The organism is Asticcacaulis sp., assembly GCF_051954415.1.
In the GTDB taxonomy this organism is placed as follows: Bacteria; Pseudomonadota; Alphaproteobacteria; order Caulobacterales; family Caulobacteraceae; genus Asticcacaulis.
This window is the reverse complement of sequence record NZ_JBQCHT010000032.1, coordinates 52128-73501: the sequence shown is the minus strand read 5'-3', so window position 1 is coordinate 73501 and position 21374 is coordinate 52128. Positions and strand designations below refer to the sequence as shown.

The window sequence follows — 21374 nt, the reverse complement described above, 5'->3', positions numbered from 1 at the left end:
CAAAGGCGCGATGACATCCCATTCTGTATCGGTCAACTCGTAGCGGCGACGCGTCATGAAAAAGGCTCCCTGTTCACCGGAAGCCTTGAATCACGATCAGTTCTAAATGGGAATCCCGTTTATGGGTTTACGCCCTAGTTGCGCAGATGTGCGCGGATGAAACTGCATTTTTGAATAGATTAAAATTAGATGCTAAAAATCTTTTAAATCGCAAAACACTTGATGAATCAGGTATAAAATCCTTACTTGATAAGGCTGCGAAAGCTTGTCATTTCGCCAGCTATACCAATTCCGAATTTATCTACAACAATGTCTTCTCAAGAGATAACGAGAATGGAATGGCATCTTTGTTTGACAAGGCCACACATTTAACAACCGAATATTCAAAAATACAAACAGAAAATTATAATATCAATTTCATATTTAAAGACTATAGAGATAATGATGTTTATGAAATTGTATATCCAAAAATGTCTCTTCTTTTGCTTTTTCTAAATGTAATGCAAATTGAATTGTATTCAAGAATGAAATCAACAAATAAAAAATATAAAAATTGGATGCTTTTTACATCAATAGGTGCGTACGAAGCTTTATTTATTAAAGGAAAATCTAAATATTTGAAATTTATAAATTCTGATTTTATAGATTTCCTAAATTGCCTACAGTGTTCATCGCAAATTCGCGTAAAAAAACGAGATATGGCTAGATTATTAATTGGCGAAAAATTGGATTGTCCTAACTGCTATACGGGTCACCATTTTCCATTTGGCTGGTTATTATCAAAAGTAGATATAGATTTGTCGGATTTGTAAATTCTCAAACAATTTTTGGAGTGGTATTAAATTTCTTATACCTCCCCGACTTGTCGGGGAGGGGGACCATGAGCGCAGCGAAACGCAGTTCCGCGAAGCGAAATGGTGGTGGGGCTTCTGGCTTTCTTCCTGCCAAAGCCCGTGCCGCGCGACCGTCAAGCCGCCACATTTTTTTAAGCAAGAAACCCCACCACCAACGCGCAAGAGCGCGTCGGTCCCCCTCCCCGGCGGAGCCGGGGAGGTATAAGAGATTTATCTGCGTTGTGTGGCCCGTTCCAGCGCCAGCAGCCGGATGCCATCAGCCACGGCTTCTACATCGCGGTAAACCTCTGCGGCCGGCAAACGATAAACCTCAAGACCTTCGCCGCGCAGATAGGCGTCGCGTTGCGCGTCTTTTACCACAGTGGCGTCCTCGCCGTGCGTCGCGCCGTCAACCTCGATCGCCAGTCGCGCCTTGAAGCAATAAAAGTCGAGAATATAAGGGCCGAGAGCGTGCTGGCGCTTGAAGACCAGACCGTCATCCAGCCGCAATTTCAGGCGTTCCCACAGCAGCCATTCCGGGCCAGTCAGGGCCTTGCGCATCTGCCGGGCCACTGCGGTTTTGCGTTTTGGTACGTCGGTCATAAGAAAGAAACCCCACCATCCGTCTTCGCCTAAGGGCTACGCCGGACAATCCCATGGCTTGCGAAAGCTATACTTTCGCTGGCGCCAAGCCCTGTCTGTTGTGGGTATGCTATTGTGAGGATCGTCGCCGGGAGACTGTCCAAACCCCGATCCCTTAGAGATCGTTTCTGGGCTTAGTCCCCGGCGGCTTCACACCAAACCTGAACAGTTGCCAGGGGCGGTCGCCACCGACCCCGTATTGACAAGGACAGGCCCCATGACCTTGCACCAATTTCCCATTGGCGTCGATGTTTCCAAAGCGACACTCGACATCTTCGACAGTCAAACTTCGCGTTACTTTCAGATCGATAACCACACTGATGCCATCACAGCCTGGCTGGATGGCCTCGACACCCAACGTCTTGTCGTGTTCGAAGCTACAAGCCGTGTTGACCAGACCCTGCACACAGAACTGGAGCGGCGTCAGGGTGCCTTTGTCCGCGTAAACCCCAGAGACGCCAGAGACTTTGCTAAAGCCTCAGGCCGACGCGCCAAGACAGACCGCGTTGATGCAGCCATGCTGGCCCATATGACGCAGGCCCTAAAGCCGGCACCGTCACAACCTCGCTCGACCGAACGGGTTAGGCTCAGCCTGTATCTCAGCAGGCGCCGGCAGATGGTCGAAATGCGCAAGCAGGAACGTACCCGTAGACATCAGTTCTGCAATGATCCCTGGATATGCCAAAGCCTCGACCACATGCTCAGCATCCTTGATCAGCAAATCCGCAGCATTGAAGCCGTAATCCGCGAACTGATCGAGGCCAACTCTGACTTCCGCAAAGCCTCTGTCTGCCTGCAAAGTGCGCCAGGCATCGGACCGGTTACCGCAGCAACCCTGATCGCGGATTTGCCTGAGCTCGGACACAGAAACCGAAAACAGATCGCAAGCCTGACCGGACTGGCCCCTCATCCAAGGGATAGCGGAACATTCAGGGGAAAAAGAACCATATGGGGCGGAAGGCGCCACATCCGCCACCTCCTCTTCGCCGCTGCCGTAACCGCAAGCCGATCAAAAGCCGACGTAAAAGACCGCTATCACGCCCTCACAAGCAGAGGAAAACAAAAAAAGTGCGCCCTCATTGCCATTGCGAGGTGGATGATCACAGCACTCAACGCTATGATCGCTAAAAACTCAAACTGGCAGACAAAAGAAATGGCGCAGATCACCTGATCCAAGCCATACTCAAACACAGTTGCCCAAAAAGCTGGGGAGGTATAAGTAACATTTCTCCCCGTCTACGCAATCGCCCGCATAATCACCCGATGGACGGGGCAGACGAAATCGACAACGACCAGACGGAGCTGAAGGCGGCCCGCGCGCGGTTGCGCGCCTTCGCCGGTCTGGTGGCCGAGGCCGTCGAATCCATCGACATGCCCGAAACCTTTCTGGAGGGCGAACGCACCTGCCGCGCCTTTGCCACGGCCACTTTACGCCTGACAGACCGACCAAAAAGGACTTCCCCCGCGCGCCGGGATTTGCCAGACTGCCGCCGAACCAGGGAGACAGCCATGATCCGGCGGCAATTTCTGACCTTAACCGGCGCGCTCGGCCTTTTCGCCTGCCAGAAACCCACTGAGACAGCTCCACCGGCGCCGGCTTTACCAAAACGCCTGCCGGAGACCGGCCTCGACGTACCGCCCGATACGGTGCGCGTGGCGATCGAGACCAGCGAAGGGCAGATCGTCCTCGAAGTTGACGGCAAGCACGCACCGCAATCGACGGCCAATTTCCTCCACTATGTCGATACGCACAAGCTGGATGCCGGCACCTTTTATCGCGCCATTCGCGCCGGGGACGCCGGCTTTATCCAGTTCAACAGCGGCGACCGGACCTATCCGCCGATCCCGCACGAACCGACCACCCAGACCGGCCTTTCGCATGTCGATGGTGCCATCTCCACCGCGCGCTATGCCATCGGCACGGCGTCGAACGAGTTCACCATCTGCGTCGGCGACATGACCTATCTCGATGCCGGCGGCACGGCCACGCCAGACAAGCAGGGCTATGCCGTCTTCGGCCATGTGGTCTCCGGCATGGATATCGTCAAACGCATCCTGAAAAGCCGCCTCAAGGGTGAAAACCTGGTGACGCCAGTGGTTATCACCTCGGCGCATCGGATTACCTAACCGACTTAGTAGAGTCCGGCGCGTACAAACTGATCGATTCCTGATATCGGCCTGCCTACGCTTTGCCCATGATGAGCAAGGCAGACATCGGACGGCGCATCGCCGATATCGAGGGCCGCGTCCTCGACGTGCTGCGCCGCGCGTGGACATGGCTGAAACAACTGCAGCAGGCGCTGTGGCTGCGCATCCGTGCCCTGCCGCGCTGGGGCCAGGGCCTGCTGGCGGCGATCGTGCTGATTATCGGCGCCCTGCTGATCCTCCTGGCGCAGCCGGACTGGAACTGGGCACGGCTGTTTGTGGCGTCCATCGCTTCGGGCAAGCTGCACCGGCCAGTAACGATCGACGGCAATCTGCGCGTCCACCTGTTCAGCCTTACGCCTTCCGCCACGGTCGGCGGTTTGAAAATCGGCCAGCCGGACTGGGGCGTTAAAGCCGGTTTGAAGCCCTATCTGGCGGAGGTCGATCATGTGGCCGTCACCGCCGAACTGATGCCGATGTTTATCGGCCGCATCGTGCTGCCGCGCCTGGAGATCAACCGGCCGAACGTACAGCTTTTCCAGGATAGGGAAGGCCGCGCCAACTGGGATTTCAGCGATGGCCGCAATAAGGGGAAACCGACCAGACTGCCGCCGATCCGGAATTTCATCATCACGGACGGCCACCTGACCCTGACCAGCCTCCAGCGCAAGCTGACCTTTACCGGCACGGTCAATGCCCATGAGACGACCAATGCCGGCGGCCAGGCCTTTGCGCTCACGGGTGATGGCAGCCTGAACAATCGCCGGTTCGAGCTGAATGCCACCGGTGGGCCATTGCTCAATGTCCGCACCAGCGTGCCCTATCCGTTCGATATGGCGGTGCGCGCCGGCGATACGCGGATCACGGCCAAGGGTCGCGTGCTGCATCCATTCAATCTCGGCGAACTGGCCGGCGCGGTGACGGTGAGTGGCCGCGATCTGGCCGATCTTTATTACCTCACCGGCCTGAGCCTGCCAAACACTCCGGCCTATCGGATTGCCGCCAATGTCACCCGCAATGACCGCATCTATGATATTGCCGGCATCAATGGCCGGGTCGGCGGCAGCGATCTGGAAGGCGCGCTCAAGGTCGATACCAGTCGCAATAACCGCCCTTACCTGACCGGTGACCTGCGCTCGCGTTTGCTCGATTTCAAGGACTTAGGCTCGCTGTTTGGCGCCACGGCGGCCAACGCGCCGCAAGGGGCCGAGATTTCAGCCACCCCGACCGCACCGACGATCGCGCGCCACCTGCTGCCGGACGCCACGCTCGATATCGATCGCGTCCGCGGCATGGATGCGAAGGTGCGCTACAAGGCGCTGTCGGTGAAGGCCAGCCCCAAACTGCCGCTGCGCGAGGTCAGTCTGGGCGTCGATCTCGATCATGGTCTGCTGGTGCTCGATCCGGTCGAATTCAGCTTCCCGCAGGGCCGTTTGCAGGGCACGGCGCGGATCGATGCCCGCAAGGCCGTGCAGCAGAACAGCCTCGATATGCGCCTGACCGGCCTGGCCGTGCAGGATTTCGTGCCCGCTATCGGTGGCTCGAAACCCCTGGAAGGCATTCTCGATGCGAGGGTGAAAGCCAGCGGCACGGGCAATTCGGTGCATAAGGCGGCGGCGAATGCCAATGGCCAGCTTACCCTGGTCATGCCGAGCGGCACGATCCGCCAGAGCTTCGCCGAACTGATGGGCGTCAATGCCACCAAGGGGCTGTTCCAGCTCCTGACGAAGGATCCGCACGAAACCGAGGTGCGTTGCGGCGTGGCCGATTTTCAGATCCGCAACGGCATCATGCAGACGAACAATGCGGTTTTCGATACCGGCGTCACGCGGGTCAGCGGCAGCGGCACGATCAATCTAAACGACGAGCGCCTGAAGCTGGTCTTTAAGGGCAAGCCGAAGAAATTCCGCCTGACGCGTATCAATGTGCCGATTGTCGTAGGCGGGCATTTATCGGCGCCGAAATTCGGCGTCGATCCCGGTCCGGCGGTGGTTCAGGGCGGCCTGGCCCTGGCGCTGAATACCCTGCTGCCCTTCGTCGGCATCGATTACGCCAAGAATGCCAATTGCTCAGGTCTGATGGCGGATATGCAGGCCAAAGGGACGCCGACCACCACAAAAGCGGCCGCTAAAAAAGCCGTTCCGCCACCTGTTCAGAAATAGGCTGGATATTACCGTCTGGAAATAGTCCGTCTTTTCAGGCTATGAACGGTTCGGTGAAGGTGCGTGCGGGAGATCGGGATGGAGAACGAGGCGGCGGGCATAGAGGCGCTGACACAACGCCACAAGGAAATCCTGCGGCTGGTTTACCAGCACTACCAGACCAAGGAAATTGCGCGCGCTCTGAATATCAGCGAACGCACGGTCAAGACCCATACCGAAGAAATACGCCGCCGGCTGGGCGTGGCCACCAGCCGCGATGCCGCCCGGCTGCTGGCAGCATATGAGACCGCCCTCGGTCGTGACGACCGATGGTCAGCGGGACCGATGGCGGGCGATGAAGCAGGCGAAATAGGCTTGCCGCATGAACAAGCCGCTCTCTCCAAACCCGTCGCACATGGCGATCCGCTGGGATCAGCTCGAACTGGCCTGGCGCGAGATGGCGGTGCCGCAGAAGCAGTCCTCGATCCGGAGCATACTGGAGGATCTCCAGATCCTGCACCAGACCAGTGGCGCGGAAGCGGCCCTGTTCGACCTGATCGCGGCGACCGCCTGGTTGACCGACGAGGGGACAGTCTCGAACAGAGGCTGGCCCGGCTGAACGCCTTTCAGTGGCTGGGGCTGATCGTGATCGTGGGGGTACTCTCTGCCGTTGTGGTCAGCGGGCTCATCGCGGCGGTCATTGGCACGCTGGAAGGTCTTCAGGTTTTGAATCGCCAGATCGGCTGAGGGGGCAGGTCTGGCGATTCCTCTTTGGCGTTTCTGAGGAATTTCTGCCGGATCAGAATGAAAGCATGGCGGAATAACGCATGACGATCCACTTTATCTGGGGATGGACGGGAACGATTCTGCTCATCGTCACTTGCATATGGGCCTTGTGGCGCGGCGGCGCCCCCGAACGCTGGGGCGGCGGCATCATGTTTGTTGGGTTTGGCTTCAGCATACTGGCAGATATGCTCCAGCCAGGCGTTTATGATGGCCTCGGCTTGATTATGGTCGATACGATTGTGTTCATCGCCTTCGCCATCCTATCCCTGTGGTCAAGGCGTATCTGGACGCTTTTCATTGCCGCTTTCCAGCTAAATGCGATCATTTCACATTTCGCCGTCCACCTCTCTTCACATGTCGATATGTATACCCAGATTACGGCGGTCGTTTTATGGAGTGGTTATGGCATCACCTTCGCCCTGATGGCCGGCATGTGGAGCGTGGAACGCCGACGCCTGGGCCGGAATTAGGTTTACAATGCCGCCGAAGCCCCTAAGCTGACCACAACAATCAAGGGGTTTGACCTGCATGTGTTTTTCCGCGCCCGTGAGTTTTGCCGCCAGTGCCTTTGTCGCCGGGGCCGGGGCGCTGGCCCTGCGGGAGACCCGTACCGCAACCGAGCAGCCGTTGGCCAGCGTGCCGCTTTTGTTTGCTGTGCAGCAGTTTGTAGAAGGCGTGTTGTGGCTGCTGCTGCCGCAGATCGGCACCGGCGGCGCGTCTCATCTGCTGGTGCAGGTCTACGCCTTTTTCATCGGCGTTATCTGGCCGATGGTGATTCCGTTTGGTATCCTGCTGATCGAGCCTGATCGCCTGCGCAAGCGCCTGATGATGGGCGTATTCGCCGTCGGCGTGATTGTGGCGATCGGCACCTTTATCATCATCCTGCGCTTTGGCGTGGAGGTCGCGGTGGTCAATCACTGCCTGGTTTACTCCAATCCGTTCGGCGGCGGGCTATTGGTGCGTTCGGCCTATGTCATCGCCACCTGCGCCGCTTATTTTCTGTCGTCGCATCGCAGTGTGCGCTGGATCGGCGTCGCCATGGTCGGCGGCTTCGGCGTCGCCTACAGCTTCTACCACCTGAACTGGCCGTCGGTGTGGTGCTTCTTCGCCGCCCTGGTCAGCGCCTTGATCTATTACCATTTCCGCCGCGCGCGGATGGTGGCCGAGGCGGTTGCGGCTCAGTAATTTAGCTTCGGATACCAGGTTTCGCCGCGACCTTCCGGCGTACAGTCAAGCACGTTCCATAAAGGCGCCATGTCCGGTGCGCCGCGCGGATCCTGGCCCGGATCGGCGGTCTGACCGGTCATCTCACCCGACCAGAAATGACGGATCGTGCCGTCTCGCCGGGTGAAAAAATTGAAGGCCGGAATCTCGGAACCATCGGGCAAGATACCGAAATAGTCGCGCGAATAATTATCATTCAGGTCGCTATAGAGCCGCAGATGCTTCCACCCGCGATGCACCTTCCAAGCCTGCAATTTCTCGATCGGTGAACGCGCCACGACGACCAGAGATATCCGCTGCGCCAGGTCTTCGGCATTGGCATCGAGTGGCCCCAGCAGGTTGGTACACATTGGGCACGGCTTCTCCCGCTGCGGACCGAACATGTAGCTATAGATGGCCAGGGTCTGTTTATCACCGAACAGGCCGGCGAAATCGACCGGGCCATCCTCGCCCATGAACCGGTAATCGCCCTCGACCGGACCGCCCGGCGGCAGGGCGCGGCGCTGGGCGGCGACACGCTCCAGATGTCGGCGCAACTCGATCTCCTCGGCCAACAGCGCGGTTCGGGCGGCGCGATATTCGGCGCTTTCATTGCGGATACGGACGGGATTGTCGCGTGCCAGTTCGGCGGCGGGGATCAGCGTGTCGGTCATGGCGGTGCCTCCGGTTTTGCGAATTTTACGCCGTCCGTCACCCGGATATGGCAGCAGCACGCGCCGGAATTGAAGCTTGCCAGCGCCATTTTCGTATGACAAATTTCACCGATAACTGCCCGTTGTGCCGGTAAAATCGCGCCAACCGAGAAGCAGGAATTTCAGGAGAAGATACGCATGTCAGGTCAAATGTGGCGCGCGCTCGCGCTGGCGGTGTCTACGGTTTGTCTGGCCTCACCAGTGGTGGCACAAGACACATACCCCTTCCGCAATCCGGATCTGGCGACCGAGCAGCGTATCGACAATATCCTCTCCCTGATGACGATCGACGAGAAGATCGACATCTTAGGCACCCAGACCGGTGTGCCGCGCCTCGGCATCCCCAATATCGGCAGTTCGGAAGGCATTCACGGCGTCGTCCAGCGCGGCGGCGGCAAGCGCGACCTGGCGCCGATCACCACCACCCAGTTCCCGCAGCCACCCGGCATGGGCGAAACCTGGGACCCGGACATCGTGCAAAAGGCTGCCGGCGTGGAAGGCTATGAAGCGCGCTATATCTCGCAAACCGAAAAATACGGCCGGCAGATCCTGATGCTGTGGGGGCCGCAATCCGACCTGGCGCGCGATCCCCGCTGGGGCCGCAGCGAGGAGGTCTATGGCGAAGACCCGTTTTTCAACGGCACCATGGCGACGGCCTTCGTGAAGGGGTTGCAAGGCCAAGAATCTGAAAGTGCGCCGAAATACTGGCAGTCCGCCGCCCTGCTGAAGCACTTCCTGGCCAACAGCAATGAAAACGGCCGTAGCTGGTCATCGTCCGATTTCGACGAGCGGCTGTTCTGGGAATATTATTCCGTGCCCTTCCGCATGGCCTTCGAGGACGGCGGCGCCAGGGCCGTCATGGCGTCCTACAATAGCTGGAACGGTACACCAATGACCATCCATCCGATCCTCAACAGTATCCTGACGAAACATTGGGGCGTCGAGGTGCTGTCTTCCGATGGCGGCGCGGTGACCAATCTCGTCAAATGGCACAAGACCTTCCCCAACCAGAAGGACGCCGTGGTGGCCAGCGTCAAGGCCGGGATCAATCAGTTTCTTGATGTCTACAAGGACGAGGTCCATGCGGCGCTGGCCGATGGCTCGCTGACCACGGCCGATGTCGACTATGCCGTGCGCCGCAAGATGCGCATCGCCATCAAACTGGGCCTGCTCGATCCGCCGGAAATGGTGCCCTGGTCGAAAATCCATGATGGGGTCGAACCGTGGAATACCGACGCCAGCCGCGATGTGTCCAAGCAGATCGCGCTGGAATCCGTAGTCCTGCTGAAGAACGACAAGGGCGCGCTGCCCTTGCAGAAACAAACGCTGAAATCGGTGGCCGTCATCGGGCCATTGGCCGACAGCGTGCATTGGGACTGGTACGGCGGCACACCGCCTTACACGGTCACCCCGCTGGCCGGCATCAAGGCGGCGCTGGGGCCGGACGTGGCCGTGACCTATGCCGCTGACAATACCGACGGCAAGGCGGTGGCCGCCGCAAAGGCCGCCGACGTTGCCATAGTCATCGTCGGCAATGATCCGACCTGCGGGCCCAACATGGCGCATGACTGGAATGACGCCGGCACCAATCCGTGCGCCGATCCGGGCGATGGCCGCGAGGGCCGCGACCGCGAGACCCTCACCCTGGCGCAGGAAGAACTGGTGAAGGCTGTTTATGCCGCCAATCCGAAGACCATCATGGTGCTGATCTCCAGCTTCCCCTACACCATCAACTGGTCACAGGCACACATCCCGGCCATCCTGCACATGACTCATTCGTCGCAGGACGAGGGCATGGCACTGGCGCAGGTCATCTTCGGCGATTACAATCCCGGCGGCCATCTGGTCACCACCTGGCCGGCTTCGATGGATCAGTTGCCGCCGATGATGGACTATAATATCCGCCACGGTCGGACCTATATGTACGCCAAAGGTAAGCCGCTCTATCCCTTCGGCTACGGCCTGAGCTACACCACCTTCCGCTATGCCAATCTGAAAACGAGTGCGCCGCAGATCAATCAGGATGGCGAAATCACGGTCAGTGTCGATGTCAGCAATACCGGCAAGGTGGCGGGTGATACGGTCGTGCAGCTCTATGTCGGTTACCCGAATTCTAAGGTCGAACGGCCAGCGAAAGAACTGGAAGGCTTCAAGCGGGTGCATCTGGCGGTTGGCGAGACTAAGACCGTGACGATACCGCTGAAGGCGGCGCAACTGGCCTACTGGAACGCCGATGCCAAGACTTTCACGGTCGAGGCCGCGCCAGTCAGTCTGATGATCGGCGAGTCCTCAGCCGATATCAAACTGACGCGGACACTTTCGGTGCGGTAGGGCTTGCCAAAGCCGCCGGAATTTCGATAACTGCGGGCCTGAGTTATGGAGATGACGGCATGAAAAGACGGGGATTTATTGGCGCCGGACTGGCATTTATGGCCACAGCGATCGCCGCCTGCTCGAAAAAGCCGGAAAAGGCTGCTGCACCCGTCGCTGAAAAGCCAAAGGCGCCGCCTGCCCCGCCGCCGAAGCCGGATACCGTCACTGTGCGCCTGACTACGACCAAGGGTGACATCGAAATCCTCTTGGAAGCGAAAAAGGCCCCGCTGACCACCGCCAATTTCCTGCACTACCTCGATGCCGGGAAGATTGTCGGCGCCAATTTCTGGCGCGCCGCCCATGCCGGTCCGAGCGGCTTTATCCAGGCCAGCATCCAGGGGCCGACCTTCCCGCCGATCGCCCATGAATCGACCAAGATGACCGGTCTTTCGCATACTAACGGCGCTATCTCGATGTCGCGCTTCGCCCCCGGCACCGCAACCGGCGACTTCATCCTGTGCGTCGGCGACAATACCTTCCTCGATGCCGGCAAATCCGGTTCCGACGACAAGCTGGGCTATGCCGCCTTTGGCCATGTCACCAAGGGTATGGACGTGGTCAAGGCCATCCTCAAGGGCAAGATCGACAGCCATACGCGCGAAGGCGGCTGGGCCGGCCAGATGCTGGCTGCACCCATCGAGATCACCGGCGCCCAGCGCATCGGCGAAACCTTTGCGGACAGTTCAGAGTCCGCCTCGGCTTCGTCCTAATCGGCCTGGCTTAAATTGGCGCCTCGATGGACCTGGCAAGGGGTGTGAAGAGCTTCGGGCCGTCTTCGGTCATGTGCCAGCAATCCTCCAGGCGGATGCCGAATTCGCCGAGAATATAGAGCCCCGGCTCATCCGAGAAGCACATGCCGGCGGCCAGCGGCGTCAGGTCGCTGTGCACCAGGTAGGGCGACTCGTGGCCGTCCATGCCGATGCCGTGGCCGGTGCGGTGGGGAAGCCCCGGCAGGCGGTAGCCCGGTCCCCAGCCTGCCTTTTCGTAAAAGGCGCGCACCGCGTCGTCTATACTGCCCACCGGGACACCGATCCGCGCGGTTTCCAGCGCGATTTCCTGTCCGCGCTTCACCGTTTCCCACACCTGGCGCTGTTTTGCCGATGGCGTGCCATAGACCCAACTGCGCGAGATATCCGACTCGTAGCCATGCACGCTGCACCCGCAATCCATCAGGATCACCGAGCCTTCACGCACGGTCTGTTTCTGTTTCGAGCCGTGCGGATAGGCGCTGGCCTCATTGAGCAGCACCATCGAGAATTCGGGGGCGCCGCCGAGCGCTACGGTTGCCTGGTCCATCAGGGCGGAAATATCGTGGCTCGTCATGCCGGGTTGGATGGCGGCATGGACCTGGCGCAGGGCCGTGAGGGTGATGTCATTGGCCACCTGCATCAGGGCCAGTTCGGCGGGTGATTTGATCTGGCGGCAGGCATTGACCAGCCCCTGCCCGGAGATCAGTTCATAGGCCGCCCCCTGTGCCTTCAGGGCATCGACGATGAAGAAGCGGACATCGGGTTCGATGGCGATGCGACCCGACGCAAAGCCACGGTCCCTGAGGGCCTGGACGATCAGGGCTTCCGGGTTTTCATGCTCGTTCCACGGCCGGACATCGGCTTCGATCTGGAGGGTTTCGCGGACGCTCGGTTCCTCGAAGGCGGGGGTGACGATGATGGCTGCCCCTTTTGCCGGCAAGACCGCCGCCGTGACCCGTTCCGAGGTCCACCACTGGACGCCGGTGAAATAGTCGAGCGTCGAACCGGATTCGACCAGCAGGGCGGCAATGCCCTGCGCCTGCATCAGACCTTGCAGTTTGCTGATGCGGGCCAGCCGTTCGGCAGCGTCGATAGGTCTCGCATTTGCCGCCAGGGATTTGGGGGCTGTCTCTGCCATGGCGGGACCGGCTATGCCCGCGGCCATAAGCCCCGTCAGGAAAACGCGTTTCGAGATCATATATCCCCCAATGTGGCTTGCCGCGCGTTCGATGCTTGCGGCTTATTGAGAGACGCTAGCACGACCGGCAGCGGGCGCAAATCCCGTTACATCACCTGCCACGCGAGTTTTTTCGATTGACGCGCGCCCGTTAACCGGTGTTAAGAGATTATAAATCCGGCGATCGTAAAAGTTAAAATGTCATAAGTTGTGGAGACGCGTACATGTCTTTGACTGAAAAACTGCTGATGCCGAAGAAGCTGATGATTGCCGGTCTGGTGATGATCGCCACCCTGATCCTGTGCATCGGCCTGCAATATTTCTACGACATCCAGACCGTGAAACTGGTCAAGACCGTTTTCTATTATCTGGTGCTCGACTATATCTGGGCCTCGATCCGCCGCGAATTTTTCCCGGACCGTTCCTGAGACCTTTTCCCCACCAAATGAAAACGCTTCCCTGCCGATGGCCGGGAAGCGTTCTGTTTTTAAGCCGCCACCGACAGGCTGGAGGCAGAGGCCGAAGCGATCGATTGCAGGCTGCCGGAACTGTAAGCCTCGATCGCGCTTTGCAATTCCTTGGGCAGGCTGGCGATATCCGTCGCGGGATCGGTGCTGCTGAAAGTGCTTGCGGCCGAAGTGGTCGCTGTCGCATCGCCCATGCCGCCGGGCGGTGGTCCTGGTGGTGGGCCGCCGGCCCCCTGAAGGCCACCTTGCGGACCATTGGCCTGCATCTGCTCATCGAAGGCCGATTTTTCAGATGAGGTGACCGACCCGTCGCCGTCCGTATCCATCGATGCGAACATCTGGTCGGCCCGCGTCGTATCCGTGCTGCCGGTCTTCGACGTATCGAAGGCTTCCATTTCGGTCTTGCTGATCGCGCCATCGCCATCGCTGTCCATATCCGACAGGGAAGGCGGACCATTCTGATCTCCGCCGTGGCCAGGACCACCCTGATGGCCTTCACCCCCCTGGCTTTGCAGCAGGGCGCCCATCAGTTGATCGGACATCTGACTGAGGAAATAGCTTAAGTCTTCGCTGACACTGGTGGTGGAAGATGCAGAGGTTGTCGAACGGGTCGAGGACGACGCCGCACTGCTGCCAGAAGCACTGGAGGTACTTGAGGTCGAAGACGCGGAGGACGTTTGGGACGCCAGTTTGGCCTGCATCTGGGACAATAGCTGGCTGAGGGATGACCCCGCCGTGCTGCCTATCTGCATGTTAATCTCCTGAAAATACCGGAGGAAGAAATCCGGCAAGTTCACAAGAGAAAATATTCAAGTTAACAGTATATTATTTTAATTCATATTTCAATATTGTAATAAAAATACCGAATTTATGACTTGAAATATACAACAATTCATTCTGAATATATCAAGGAAAACATACATACAAGCAAAATTTACTGTAGGCAAAAACGCATCGGCAAGCTTTTCCCTGCTGCAAAGCCCACTTGCCTATCCAACTCATGGCGGTTAATCTAAAAAACGGCCTAAAATTGACCACAAAACGACCCTAACGGATTTTCAGCCTCCACCCTTTGACAGTGATATCGCCATGCGCCCTTACCGCTTCCTTTTTACGCTTCTCATCGCCGGCGCGGGCCTCGGCACCGCAGCGCACGCGCAGGACTATGTCGGCGCGGGGATGAGCCTGAACATCTTCTTCTCGCCTTCGGGCCAGCCCTTCCGCGCCGCGCCCGGCCAGCCCTACCCGGTGATGTCCTGGTTCGCGCAGGCCGATACGGACAAGGACGGCAAGATCAGCCACGATGAATTCGTCAACGACGCTACTGCCTTTTTCAATAAGCTCGACACCAATCACGACGGCTATATCAACAGCCCGGAAAACAGTGCCTACGAAAATGACGTGGCCCCGGAGATCACGCGCACCGATCCGCGCATCAAACAGCCTAAAAACTACGTTGCCCAGTCAGATGATTCCGGCGAAAACACGGACCCGACGGCCGGGCGCTATCAGAAGCAGATCCTGGGCGCCTCGCAATATGGCATGATCGATGAGCCGCAGCCGATCCGCGCCGCCGACAGCAATCTCGATTTCCGCGTCAAGACCGATGAATGGCTCAATGCGACGAACCAGCGCTTCACCATCCTGGACAGCAACGAAGACGGCTTTATCACCCCGGACGAACTGCTGAAAACGCCGGCCCAGTTTGCCAGCGAAGCGCCGGCGCCGGGCGGTAAGAAAGGCAAGGGCGACAAGAAAAAACGTTTCACAGGAAACTGATTTTTCGGCAAATCCGTCCACATAACCGCGGCGATACAGTTAAATTCGCCCCCGAATACGCATGCGTCCGGATATTTTATCTCGCCTTGCCTAAACTTTCGTGGTACGCCGCGCGCTTCATTTTTATCTGAGGCAGGGACAAAGTGTCCAAATCGGTTCGCAAATTGGGATTATTTGGTCTGGGGGCGTTCGGCCGCCTGATCGTCAAGCACCTTTCCCCCTATTTCGACATCTATGCCTGCGACCCCAGCCCGGAAGCGCGTGCCTTCGCCCGGCGTCACAATGTCAGCCTGGTCGACCTGCCGGTGGCTGCGGCCTGCGACATCGTGGTTCTGGCCACGCCGATCCGCACGCTTGAAGCCCTGGCCAAATCTGTAGCGCCCTATGTAAAGCCTTACGGACTGGTGATCGATGTCGGCTCGGTCAAGATCAAGCCGGCCAAATGGCTGGTCGACGCCCTGCCCGCCACCACTTCCATCCTGTGTACCCACCCGTTGTTCGGCCCGCAGTCGGCCCGCAAGGGCATTCATGACCTGGAAATCGTCCTGTGCCCGGTGCGGGTGCGCCACATGGACACCCTGGTGCGCTTTTTCAGCCAGACCCTCGACCTGAAGGTCTCCGTCGCCACGCCGGAACAGCATGACAAGGCCCTGGCGGCCGTGCAGGGCCTGACCCACCTGATCGCCAAGGTGCTGAGCGGCCTGGAGCCCCTGCCGACCGTTCACACCACGCGCTCCTACGACCTGATGATGCAGGGCGTCGGCCTGGTTTCCGGCGATTCCGACGAACTGTTCCTGTCGATCGAACGCGATAATCCGTTCGCCGCCGAGATCCGCAAACGTTTCTTCAGCGAGATCGACGCCCTGCGCAACCGGCTGGAAGCGCACGACAGCGGCAAATAGGCCCGTATTGGTAATCAGGTGCCGGCTGTTTTTTCAACCGCGGCCGCCGCCACCTCTTCAAGCGACCGCTTCGGCCTGACCGGTGCTTCCGGCTTGCGGATGCCGAACATCTTGCGGAAGACATCGCGGCGTTCGTGAACGCTGGCCAGGACCAGCCCCATAGGTACACCCAGGTCGATCAGGGTATTTTCCGCCAGTTGCAGCGACGCCTCGATGGTTTCCGGCACAGCGTCGGTGGCCCCCATCTGGTAGAGGCGCTGGGCATGGGCGGCGTCACGCGCGCGGGCAATGATATGCACATCGGCGCGCATGGCCCGCACGGCCCTGACCACATCATCGGTAAAGGCGGGGTTCGACGCCGTGACCACCACGGCACGGGCGCGCTCAATCCCCAGGCTATGCAGGAATTCCGCCGCCGAGGCATCGCCGTACCAGGCTTCGATATGCTGCGCGCGGGCGCGTTGGGTGACCTGCGGATTGATATCGACCACCATGTAATCGATATTGTGCAGCTTCAGCATATCGGTGACCAGCTCGCCGACGCGGCCGAAACCGACGACAATGACCTTGGGCGCTTCGCTGACGATTTCCGGCGCCACGCTTGTGGGCGCTTCGCCGTTTTTCGCCAGGGCTTTCGACAGGCGCCCGGCGCCGGCGGCCAGAAAAGGGATGCAGAACAGCGAGATGATCGAGGCCAGGATGACCGTCTGACCGATCTCTGCGTTCAGCACCTTGTGGCCGATCGCCTGGTCGATGATGACGAAGGCAAATTCGCCCGCCGGACCGAGCACAGCCGCCGTTTCGATGGCGCTGCGGTTATTGAGGCCGAACAGGCGCGCCACCGGATAGATGACGGCCATCTTGACAGCGATCAGCGCCGCCGCCAGCCCGAAAACCAGCACGGGCTGGCTGATGACGGCGGCGACTTCGAGGCGTGCGCCGACGGTCACGAAGAACAGGCCCAGCAGCAGCCCTTTGAAGGGCTCGACCATATTCTCGATTTCGCGGCGGTATTCGGTTTCGGCCAGCAGCACGCCGGCGACGAAGGCGCCCAGTCCCATGCTGAGGCCGGCCATGACCGATATCTGCCCCGCCACCAGCACGCACAGCAGGCAGGCGGCCATGAACAGTTCGCGCGACCGCGAGAAGGCAACCGTATTGAACAGCGGCCGCAGCATCCAGCGGCCGCCAATGACCAGTATGCCGATGCCGATCAGGGCCGGGATCAGGGCCAGCAGGCCGGAAAGGCTGCGGCCATCTCCCGCCGCGCCGCCGGCCAGCATGACCACGGTGATCAGGATCGGCGCGACGGCGATATCCTGAGCCAGCAGGACGGCGAAGACACTGCGGCCGGAAGTCGTCTTCAGCGCCTTGCGGTCGGCGAGCACGGGAATGACCACTGCGGTGGAGGACAGGGCCAGCGCCATGCCGAGCGCCACGGAGGACACAAAACTGCGCCCGATCAGCAGGAACAGACAGGTCAGGGCCAGGGCGCACAGCAGAACCTGGAGCGCGCCGAGCCCGAAAACCAGGCGCCGCATCGATTTCAGGCGCTCGAAGGTCAGTTCCAGCCCGATGGTGAACAGCAGGAAGACGACGCCCAGTTCGGCAAGCTGGTGGACGGTATGGGAGCGCATGACGCTGAAGGCATCGAGCACCGGCCAGGCGGTGGCGAGGCGCCCCATGACATCCGGCCCCAGCAGGACGCCGATCAGCAGGAAGCCCAGGACGCTGGAGACCTTATAGCGCTGGAAGATGGGCACGACGACCGCGGAAGCCAGAAGAAAGACGATAATGAAGATGTAGTATCCTTGCGCCTCGGCATTCAGCACTGGGGCCAGGGTTTCTTTCGCAATCGCGGACATGTGGCTCGCGGCGGATGCGTTCATCTTCGGGTACTTATCCTCTTTAGGGGTGTGCCTTAACTATAAGGGGAGCCCTGCGCGAATTGTAACCCCCGTCGCGCACGTTTTCGTGAAACATGACGGAAAATTCATGTTGGCTGCGTTCATAAAAGCGCTAAGGTCAAAACAAGTATCTTTTTCAATCAACCGGACCCGGTAAGTAAAATCGGTTCCAAGGGGTGCCTCCATATGAAACTGCTGAAAATCCTTGCCGGCTCGACCGCTCTGACGGCTTTGGCGCTTAGTGTCGCGCCGGCCCACGCCACCGAGTGCTTCGATGCCTACTGCCACATGCAAAGCCTGGAAAGCGTTGACGCCCTGCTGGCGGCCGATACCTCCACCGGCAGCGATGACGCCGCACCCAATACGGTGGCGAAAAAATACGGCACCTGGGGCATCGATATTTCGGGCATGGATACCTCGGTCAAGCCGGGCGACAGCTTCTTCGATTATGTCAACGGCACCGCGGTGAAGGAAATGGTCATCCCGGCCGACCGCACCTCCTACGGCAGCTTCCTGGCCCTGCGTGAACTCTCGGAAAACCGCATGAAGGTGCTGGTGACCGGCCTGGCCTCGCAGACCGGCCTTTCCGGCGACGATGCCAAGATCGCCAATCTCTATAACGCCATGATGGACGAGGCGACGATCCAGAAGCTGGATGTCGCGCCGCTGGCACCTAGCCTGACCGCCATCCGCAATATCAAGACCAAGCCGCAGATGGCCCGCTACATGGGCAAGACCTCCGGCGAATTCGGCTCCAGCTTCTTCGGCGCCTATATCGATGGCGACGCCAAGAACCCGCAGATCAACGTGCTTTATCTCGGCCAGTCGGGCCTGGGCCTGCCAGACCGCGACTATTACCTCAAGGATACCTACGCCGACAAGAAAACGAAGTACGAAGCCTATGTGGCCAAGATGCTGACCATGGTCGGATATCCGAACGCCACCCAGGCGGCGAAGGATATCGTGGCAATGGAAACGAAGATCGCCGAGGTGAGCTGGACCCGCATCGACCGCCGCGATGACACCAAGACCTACAATCCGATGTCGCCGGCCGAACTGGCGAAATACGCCCCGGCCTTTGAGTGGAAGGCTTATTTCGAGGGCGCCGACCTGACGAAGGCGAAGAAGATCATCGTCAGCGAAAACACCGCCTTCCCGAAGATCGCGCAGGTCTACGCCGATACCCCGCTGGAGACCCTGAAAGCCTGGCAGACCTTCAGCACGGTCGATCAGGCCGCGCCCTATCTTTCGGAGCGCTTCGCCACCGCCCAGTGGGAATTCCGCTCACGTGACCTGTCCGGCGCCCAGGCCCAGCGCGAACGCTGGAAGCGCGCCATCAGCGTCACCGACGACGCGCTCGGCGAAGCCATCGGCCGCGCCTATGTGGCGCAGTATTTCCCGGCCGACTCCAAGACCAAGATGGAAGGGTTGGTCGCCGACCTGCGCGCCGCTCTCAAGATCCGCATCGAAAACCTGACCTGGATGAGCGCGCCCACCAAGGAAAAGGCACTGGAAAAACTCTCCAAGTTCGGCGTCAAGATCGCCTATCCGGACAAATGGCGCGACTATTCCGCCCTCGATATCAAGCCGGGCGATCTGTACGGCAATGTCGAGCGCTCATCGGCCTTTGAATGGGCGTGGAACGTCGCCAAGATCGACAAGCCGGTCGATCCACTCGAATGGGGCATGACGCCGCAAACCGTCAATGCCTACTATTCGCCGACGCGCAACGAGATCGTCTTCCCCGCCGCCATCCTGCAGCCGCCCTTCTTCGATCCCAATGCCGATATGGCCGTCAATTACGGCGGCATCGGCGGTGTCATCGGTCACGAAATCACCCACGGTTTCGACGACCAGGGCCGCAACTATGACGGCAACGGCTTCCTGAAAAGCTGGTGGACCGACGAGGACTCGGCCAAGTTCAATGCCCAGGCCAAAAAGTACGGCGAGCAGTATGACGCCTTCGAGCCCCTGCCCGGCGTCCACGTCCAGGGCGGCCTGACCATGGGCGAAAATATCGCCGACCTCGGCGGCAATCTGCTCGGCCTCGACGCCTACCGTATCTCGCTGCACGGCGCCGAAGCACCGGTGCTCGATGGCTTCACCGGCGACCAGCGCGTCTTCATGGGCTTCGCCCAGGTCTGGCGCTCGAAATATCGTGATGACGCCGTCAAGCAACAGGTGGCCACCGATCCGCACTCGCCGGCCGTCTTCCGCGTCATCGGCCCGGTGCGCAATATCGACGACTGGTACAAGGCGTTCAATGTGCAGCCGGGCGAGAAATACTACCTGGCGCCGGAAGACCGCGTCCGCATCTGGTAACCAGGGTCACAGACCCTGGACCCGGAATCGTGACGGTGGCGGTGGCGCCGCCGTCACGGTTCTCACAAAAGCCCGCCTCGAAAGAGGCGGGCTTTTCTTTCATACCTCCCCAACACGTTTGGGGAGCGGGACCGCACGAACGCGCGGCGTGAGATGTGGTGGTGAGGTTTCTTGCTTACTCCCCACATAACAAAAAAACGCGGCGCTCACCCCTGCTTAACACCCCTGTGATAACACCGTTTCCAAATTCATCCGTCTTAAGGCGGTCATAAAGGGGCACATATCATGGCAAACGGCTTGGCGCTGATTATCGAGGACAGCCAGACGCAGGCGCAGATCATCGGGCGTATGCTCGAAGACGAAGACTGGACCTATGTGCTGGCCAAGACCCTGGAAGATGCCGAGCGTGTCATACAACACCAGCACCCGACTCTGCTGTTTGTCGACGTTTTTCTGGGTGAGGAAAACACCCTGCCGCATCTTGAGCGTCTGCGCGATATGGCGCTGGAAGCGACCATCGCCGTCATGACGGCCGGCGACCGCCGCGAAGCCATCGAGGAAACACTCAACGCGGCCCGCAAGGCCAAGGTCGATTACATTCTGCGTAAACCTTTCTTCCGCAATCAGGTACGCGCCATCGTCAAATCGGCCGAACAGGATCAGGCCGAAGGCCGGCACCGCCTGCACGCGCTCGTCATCGATGACAGCCAGACCCTGGGCATCATGACCGGCCAGATGCTGAGTGACGCCGGCTACCGCGTCAGTGTCGTCAAATCGATGGAAGAAGCGCTCGATAATGTCGATATCGCCCACGTCGACCTGGTGCTGTCGGATATCTTCATGCCCGGCATGGGCGGCCTGGCCGGAATCAAGATCATCAAAACCACCTGGCCCTGGGTGAAGATCCTCGCCATGTCGGCCGGATTGAACACCCGCATTTCGCCCGAACGCGCCGTTTCAGCGGCGGTCAAGGCGGGCGCAGATGCGGAAATCTGCAAGCCCTTCAAAGCGGCTCAACTCGTGCATCTGACGCTGGAAATGATGGCCACATCGTCTGCGGCCCACAGCGAAAGGCTGGCTTAAAAAACCTTATACCTCCCCGGCTCTGCCGGGGAGGTATAAAAACCGCTAAGATTTCTTCCGGTTCACAAAACGAACAAGCGCCATAACTATTCCAGTAATCGTCAGGATGCTGCCGATCCCGACAGATACGGGCATGACCGTCATGCCGAACA

19 protein-coding genes are annotated in these 21374 nt (G+C 59.3%); 14 read left to right on the top strand and 5 right to left on the bottom strand.

Annotated elements, in window-relative coordinates:
- Positions 1-146 precede the first annotated feature (146 nt).
- Positions 147-812 (top strand): hypothetical protein, encoded by a 666-nt coding sequence (locus tag ACTHND_RS10995; RefSeq protein ID WP_440177987.1) that lies wholly within the window; start codon positions 147-149, stop codon positions 810-812.
- 252 nt (positions 813-1064) lie between these two features.
- On the opposite strand, the gene ACTHND_RS10990 is transcribed toward ACTHND_RS10995, so the two are convergent.
- Positions 1065-1436, bottom strand: a complete 372-nt coding sequence (locus ACTHND_RS10990) for an endonuclease domain-containing protein (RefSeq protein ID WP_440177986.1) — start codon at positions 1434-1436, stop codon at positions 1065-1067.
- Positions 1437-1692: 256 nt separating this feature from the next.
- On the opposite strand from ACTHND_RS10990, the gene ACTHND_RS10985 reads away from it, so the two are divergent.
- From ACTHND_RS10985 to ACTHND_RS10960, 6 genes are all read left to right on the top strand, one after another.
- On the top strand, positions 1693-2646 hold the full coding sequence (locus ACTHND_RS10985) for an IS110 family transposase (RefSeq protein ID WP_440177985.1): 954 nt from the start codon (positions 1693-1695) through the stop codon (positions 2644-2646).
- A 92-nt stretch (positions 2647-2738) separates the two neighbouring features.
- Positions 2739-3602 (top strand): peptidylprolyl isomerase, encoded by an 864-nt coding sequence (locus ACTHND_RS10980; RefSeq protein WP_440177984.1) that lies wholly within the window; start codon positions 2739-2741, stop codon positions 3600-3602.
- A 68-nt stretch (positions 3603-3670) separates the two neighbouring features.
- Positions 3671-5782 (top strand): AsmA family protein, encoded by a 2112-nt coding sequence (locus ACTHND_RS10975; RefSeq protein ID WP_440177983.1) that lies wholly within the window; start codon positions 3671-3673, stop codon positions 5780-5782.
- Positions 5783-5860: 78 nt separating this feature from the next.
- On the top strand, positions 5861-6508 hold the full coding sequence (locus tag ACTHND_RS10970; protein ID WP_440177982.1) for a LuxR family transcriptional regulator: 648 nt from the start codon (positions 5861-5863) through the stop codon (positions 6506-6508).
- A gap of 80 nt (positions 6509-6588) precedes the next feature.
- Entirely contained in the window at positions 6589-7017 is a 429-nt protein-coding gene (locus tag ACTHND_RS10965) for a hypothetical protein (protein WP_440177981.1), read from the top strand.
- A 58-nt stretch (positions 7018-7075) separates the two neighbouring features.
- Complete coding sequence (locus ACTHND_RS10960; protein WP_440177980.1) at positions 7076-7732, top strand: DUF6629 family protein; 657 nt, start codon at positions 7076-7078, stop codon at positions 7730-7732.
- On the opposite strand, the gene ACTHND_RS10955 is transcribed toward ACTHND_RS10960, so the two are convergent.
- Positions 7726-8424, bottom strand: a complete 699-nt coding sequence (locus tag ACTHND_RS10955) for a DUF899 family protein (RefSeq protein WP_440177979.1) — start codon at positions 8422-8424, stop codon at positions 7726-7728. The genes ACTHND_RS10960 and ACTHND_RS10955 overlap by 7 nt on opposite strands.
- A gap of 177 nt (positions 8425-8601) precedes the next feature.
- Between ACTHND_RS10955 and ACTHND_RS10950 the strand changes: the two genes are divergently transcribed.
- On the top strand, positions 8602-10794 hold the full coding sequence (locus tag ACTHND_RS10950; protein WP_440177978.1) for a glycoside hydrolase family 3 C-terminal domain-containing protein: 2193 nt from the start codon (positions 8602-8604) through the stop codon (positions 10792-10794).
- Between the two features lie 98 nt (positions 10795-10892).
- Positions 10893-11546, top strand: coding sequence for a peptidylprolyl isomerase (locus ACTHND_RS10945; RefSeq protein WP_440177977.1), 654 nt, complete (start codon positions 10893-10895; stop codon positions 11544-11546).
- Between the two features lie 10 nt (positions 11547-11556).
- Here the strand turns inward: ACTHND_RS10945 and ACTHND_RS10940 are convergent, their stop codons facing one another.
- A complete protein-coding gene (locus tag ACTHND_RS10940; RefSeq protein ID WP_440177976.1) occupies positions 11557-12783 on the bottom strand; it encodes a M24 family metallopeptidase in 1227 nt (408 codons plus the stop codon).
- A 203-nt stretch (positions 12784-12986) separates the two neighbouring features.
- Between ACTHND_RS10940 and ACTHND_RS10935 the strand changes: the two genes are divergently transcribed.
- Entirely contained in the window at positions 12987-13190 is a 204-nt protein-coding gene (locus tag ACTHND_RS10935; protein ID WP_090646738.1) for a hypothetical protein, read from the top strand.
- A gap of 59 nt (positions 13191-13249) precedes the next feature.
- Here the strand turns inward: ACTHND_RS10935 and ACTHND_RS10930 are convergent, their stop codons facing one another.
- Positions 13250-13981, bottom strand: a complete 732-nt coding sequence (locus ACTHND_RS10930) for a hypothetical protein (RefSeq protein WP_440177975.1) — start codon at positions 13979-13981, stop codon at positions 13250-13252.
- Positions 13982-14318: 337 nt separating this feature from the next.
- Between ACTHND_RS10930 and ACTHND_RS10925 the strand changes: the two genes are divergently transcribed.
- Both ACTHND_RS10925 and ACTHND_RS10920 read left to right on the top strand, forming a co-directional pair.
- Positions 14319-15008 (top strand): hypothetical protein, encoded by a 690-nt coding sequence (locus tag ACTHND_RS10925; RefSeq protein WP_440177974.1) that lies wholly within the window; start codon positions 14319-14321, stop codon positions 15006-15008.
- A gap of 143 nt (positions 15009-15151) precedes the next feature.
- Entirely contained in the window at positions 15152-15910 is a 759-nt protein-coding gene (locus ACTHND_RS10920) for a prephenate dehydrogenase/arogenate dehydrogenase family protein (RefSeq protein ID WP_440177973.1), read from the top strand.
- Between the two features lie 14 nt (positions 15911-15924).
- Here the strand turns inward: ACTHND_RS10920 and ACTHND_RS10915 are convergent, their stop codons facing one another.
- Positions 15925-17799, bottom strand: a complete 1875-nt coding sequence (locus ACTHND_RS10915) for a cation:proton antiporter domain-containing protein (protein ID WP_440177972.1) — start codon at positions 17797-17799, stop codon at positions 15925-15927.
- A gap of 204 nt (positions 17800-18003) precedes the next feature.
- Here ACTHND_RS10915 and ACTHND_RS10910 point away from each other — a divergent pair, with 204 nt between their 5' ends.
- Together ACTHND_RS10910 and ACTHND_RS10905 are read left to right on the top strand one after the other, a co-directional pair.
- The gene (locus ACTHND_RS10910; protein ID WP_440177971.1) at positions 18004-20139 is read left to right on the top strand and encodes a M13 family metallopeptidase; all 2136 of its coding nucleotides are present in this window, start codon (positions 18004-18006) and stop codon (positions 20137-20139) included.
- 285 nt (positions 20140-20424) lie between these two features.
- Positions 20425-21222 (top strand): response regulator, encoded by a 798-nt coding sequence (locus tag ACTHND_RS10905; protein ID WP_440177970.1) that lies wholly within the window; start codon positions 20425-20427, stop codon positions 21220-21222.
- Positions 21223-21374 lie beyond the last annotated feature (152 nt).

Excerpts from the sequence above, each read along its gene's own strand:
- ACTHND_RS10995 (WP_440177987.1), top strand. The coding sequence starts at position 147 with ATGTGCGCGGATGAAACTGCATTTTTGAATAGATTAAAATTAGATGCT.
- ACTHND_RS10990 (WP_440177986.1), bottom strand. The coding sequence starts at position 1,436 with ATGACCGACGTACCAAAACGCAAAACCGCAGTGGCCCGGCAGATGCGC.
- ACTHND_RS10985 (WP_440177985.1), top strand. The coding sequence starts at position 1,693 with ATGACCTTGCACCAATTTCCCATTGGCGTCGATGTTTCCAAAGCGACA.
- ACTHND_RS10980 (WP_440177984.1), top strand. The coding sequence starts at position 2,739 with ATGGACGGGGCAGACGAAATCGACAACGACCAGACGGAGCTGAAGGCG.
- ACTHND_RS10975 (WP_440177983.1), top strand. The coding sequence starts at position 3,671 with ATGATGAGCAAGGCAGACATCGGACGGCGCATCGCCGATATCGAGGGC.
- ACTHND_RS10970 (WP_440177982.1), top strand. The coding sequence starts at position 5,861 with ATGGAGAACGAGGCGGCGGGCATAGAGGCGCTGACACAACGCCACAAG.
- ACTHND_RS10965 (WP_440177981.1), top strand. The coding sequence starts at position 6,589 with ATGACGATCCACTTTATCTGGGGATGGACGGGAACGATTCTGCTCATC.
- ACTHND_RS10960 (WP_440177980.1), top strand. The coding sequence starts at position 7,076 with ATGTGTTTTTCCGCGCCCGTGAGTTTTGCCGCCAGTGCCTTTGTCGCC.
- ACTHND_RS10955 (WP_440177979.1), bottom strand. The coding sequence starts at position 8,424 with ATGACCGACACGCTGATCCCCGCCGCCGAACTGGCACGCGACAATCCC.
- ACTHND_RS10950 (WP_440177978.1), top strand. The coding sequence starts at position 8,602 with ATGTCAGGTCAAATGTGGCGCGCGCTCGCGCTGGCGGTGTCTACGGTT.
- ACTHND_RS10945 (WP_440177977.1), top strand. The coding sequence starts at position 10,893 with ATGGCCACAGCGATCGCCGCCTGCTCGAAAAAGCCGGAAAAGGCTGCT.
- ACTHND_RS10940 (WP_440177976.1), bottom strand. The coding sequence starts at position 12,783 with ATGATCTCGAAACGCGTTTTCCTGACGGGGCTTATGGCCGCGGGCATA.
- ACTHND_RS10935 (WP_090646738.1), top strand. The coding sequence starts at position 12,987 with ATGTCTTTGACTGAAAAACTGCTGATGCCGAAGAAGCTGATGATTGCC.
- ACTHND_RS10930 (WP_440177975.1), bottom strand. The coding sequence starts at position 13,981 with ATGCAGATAGGCAGCACGGCGGGGTCATCCCTCAGCCAGCTATTGTCC.
- ACTHND_RS10925 (WP_440177974.1), top strand. The coding sequence starts at position 14,319 with ATGCGCCCTTACCGCTTCCTTTTTACGCTTCTCATCGCCGGCGCGGGC.
- ACTHND_RS10915 (WP_440177972.1), bottom strand. The coding sequence starts at position 17,799 with ATGAACGCATCCGCCGCGAGCCACATGTCCGCGATTGCGAAAGAAACC.
- ACTHND_RS10910 (WP_440177971.1), top strand. The coding sequence starts at position 18,004 with ATGAAACTGCTGAAAATCCTTGCCGGCTCGACCGCTCTGACGGCTTTG.
- ACTHND_RS10905 (WP_440177970.1), top strand. The coding sequence starts at position 20,425 with ATGGCAAACGGCTTGGCGCTGATTATCGAGGACAGCCAGACGCAGGCG.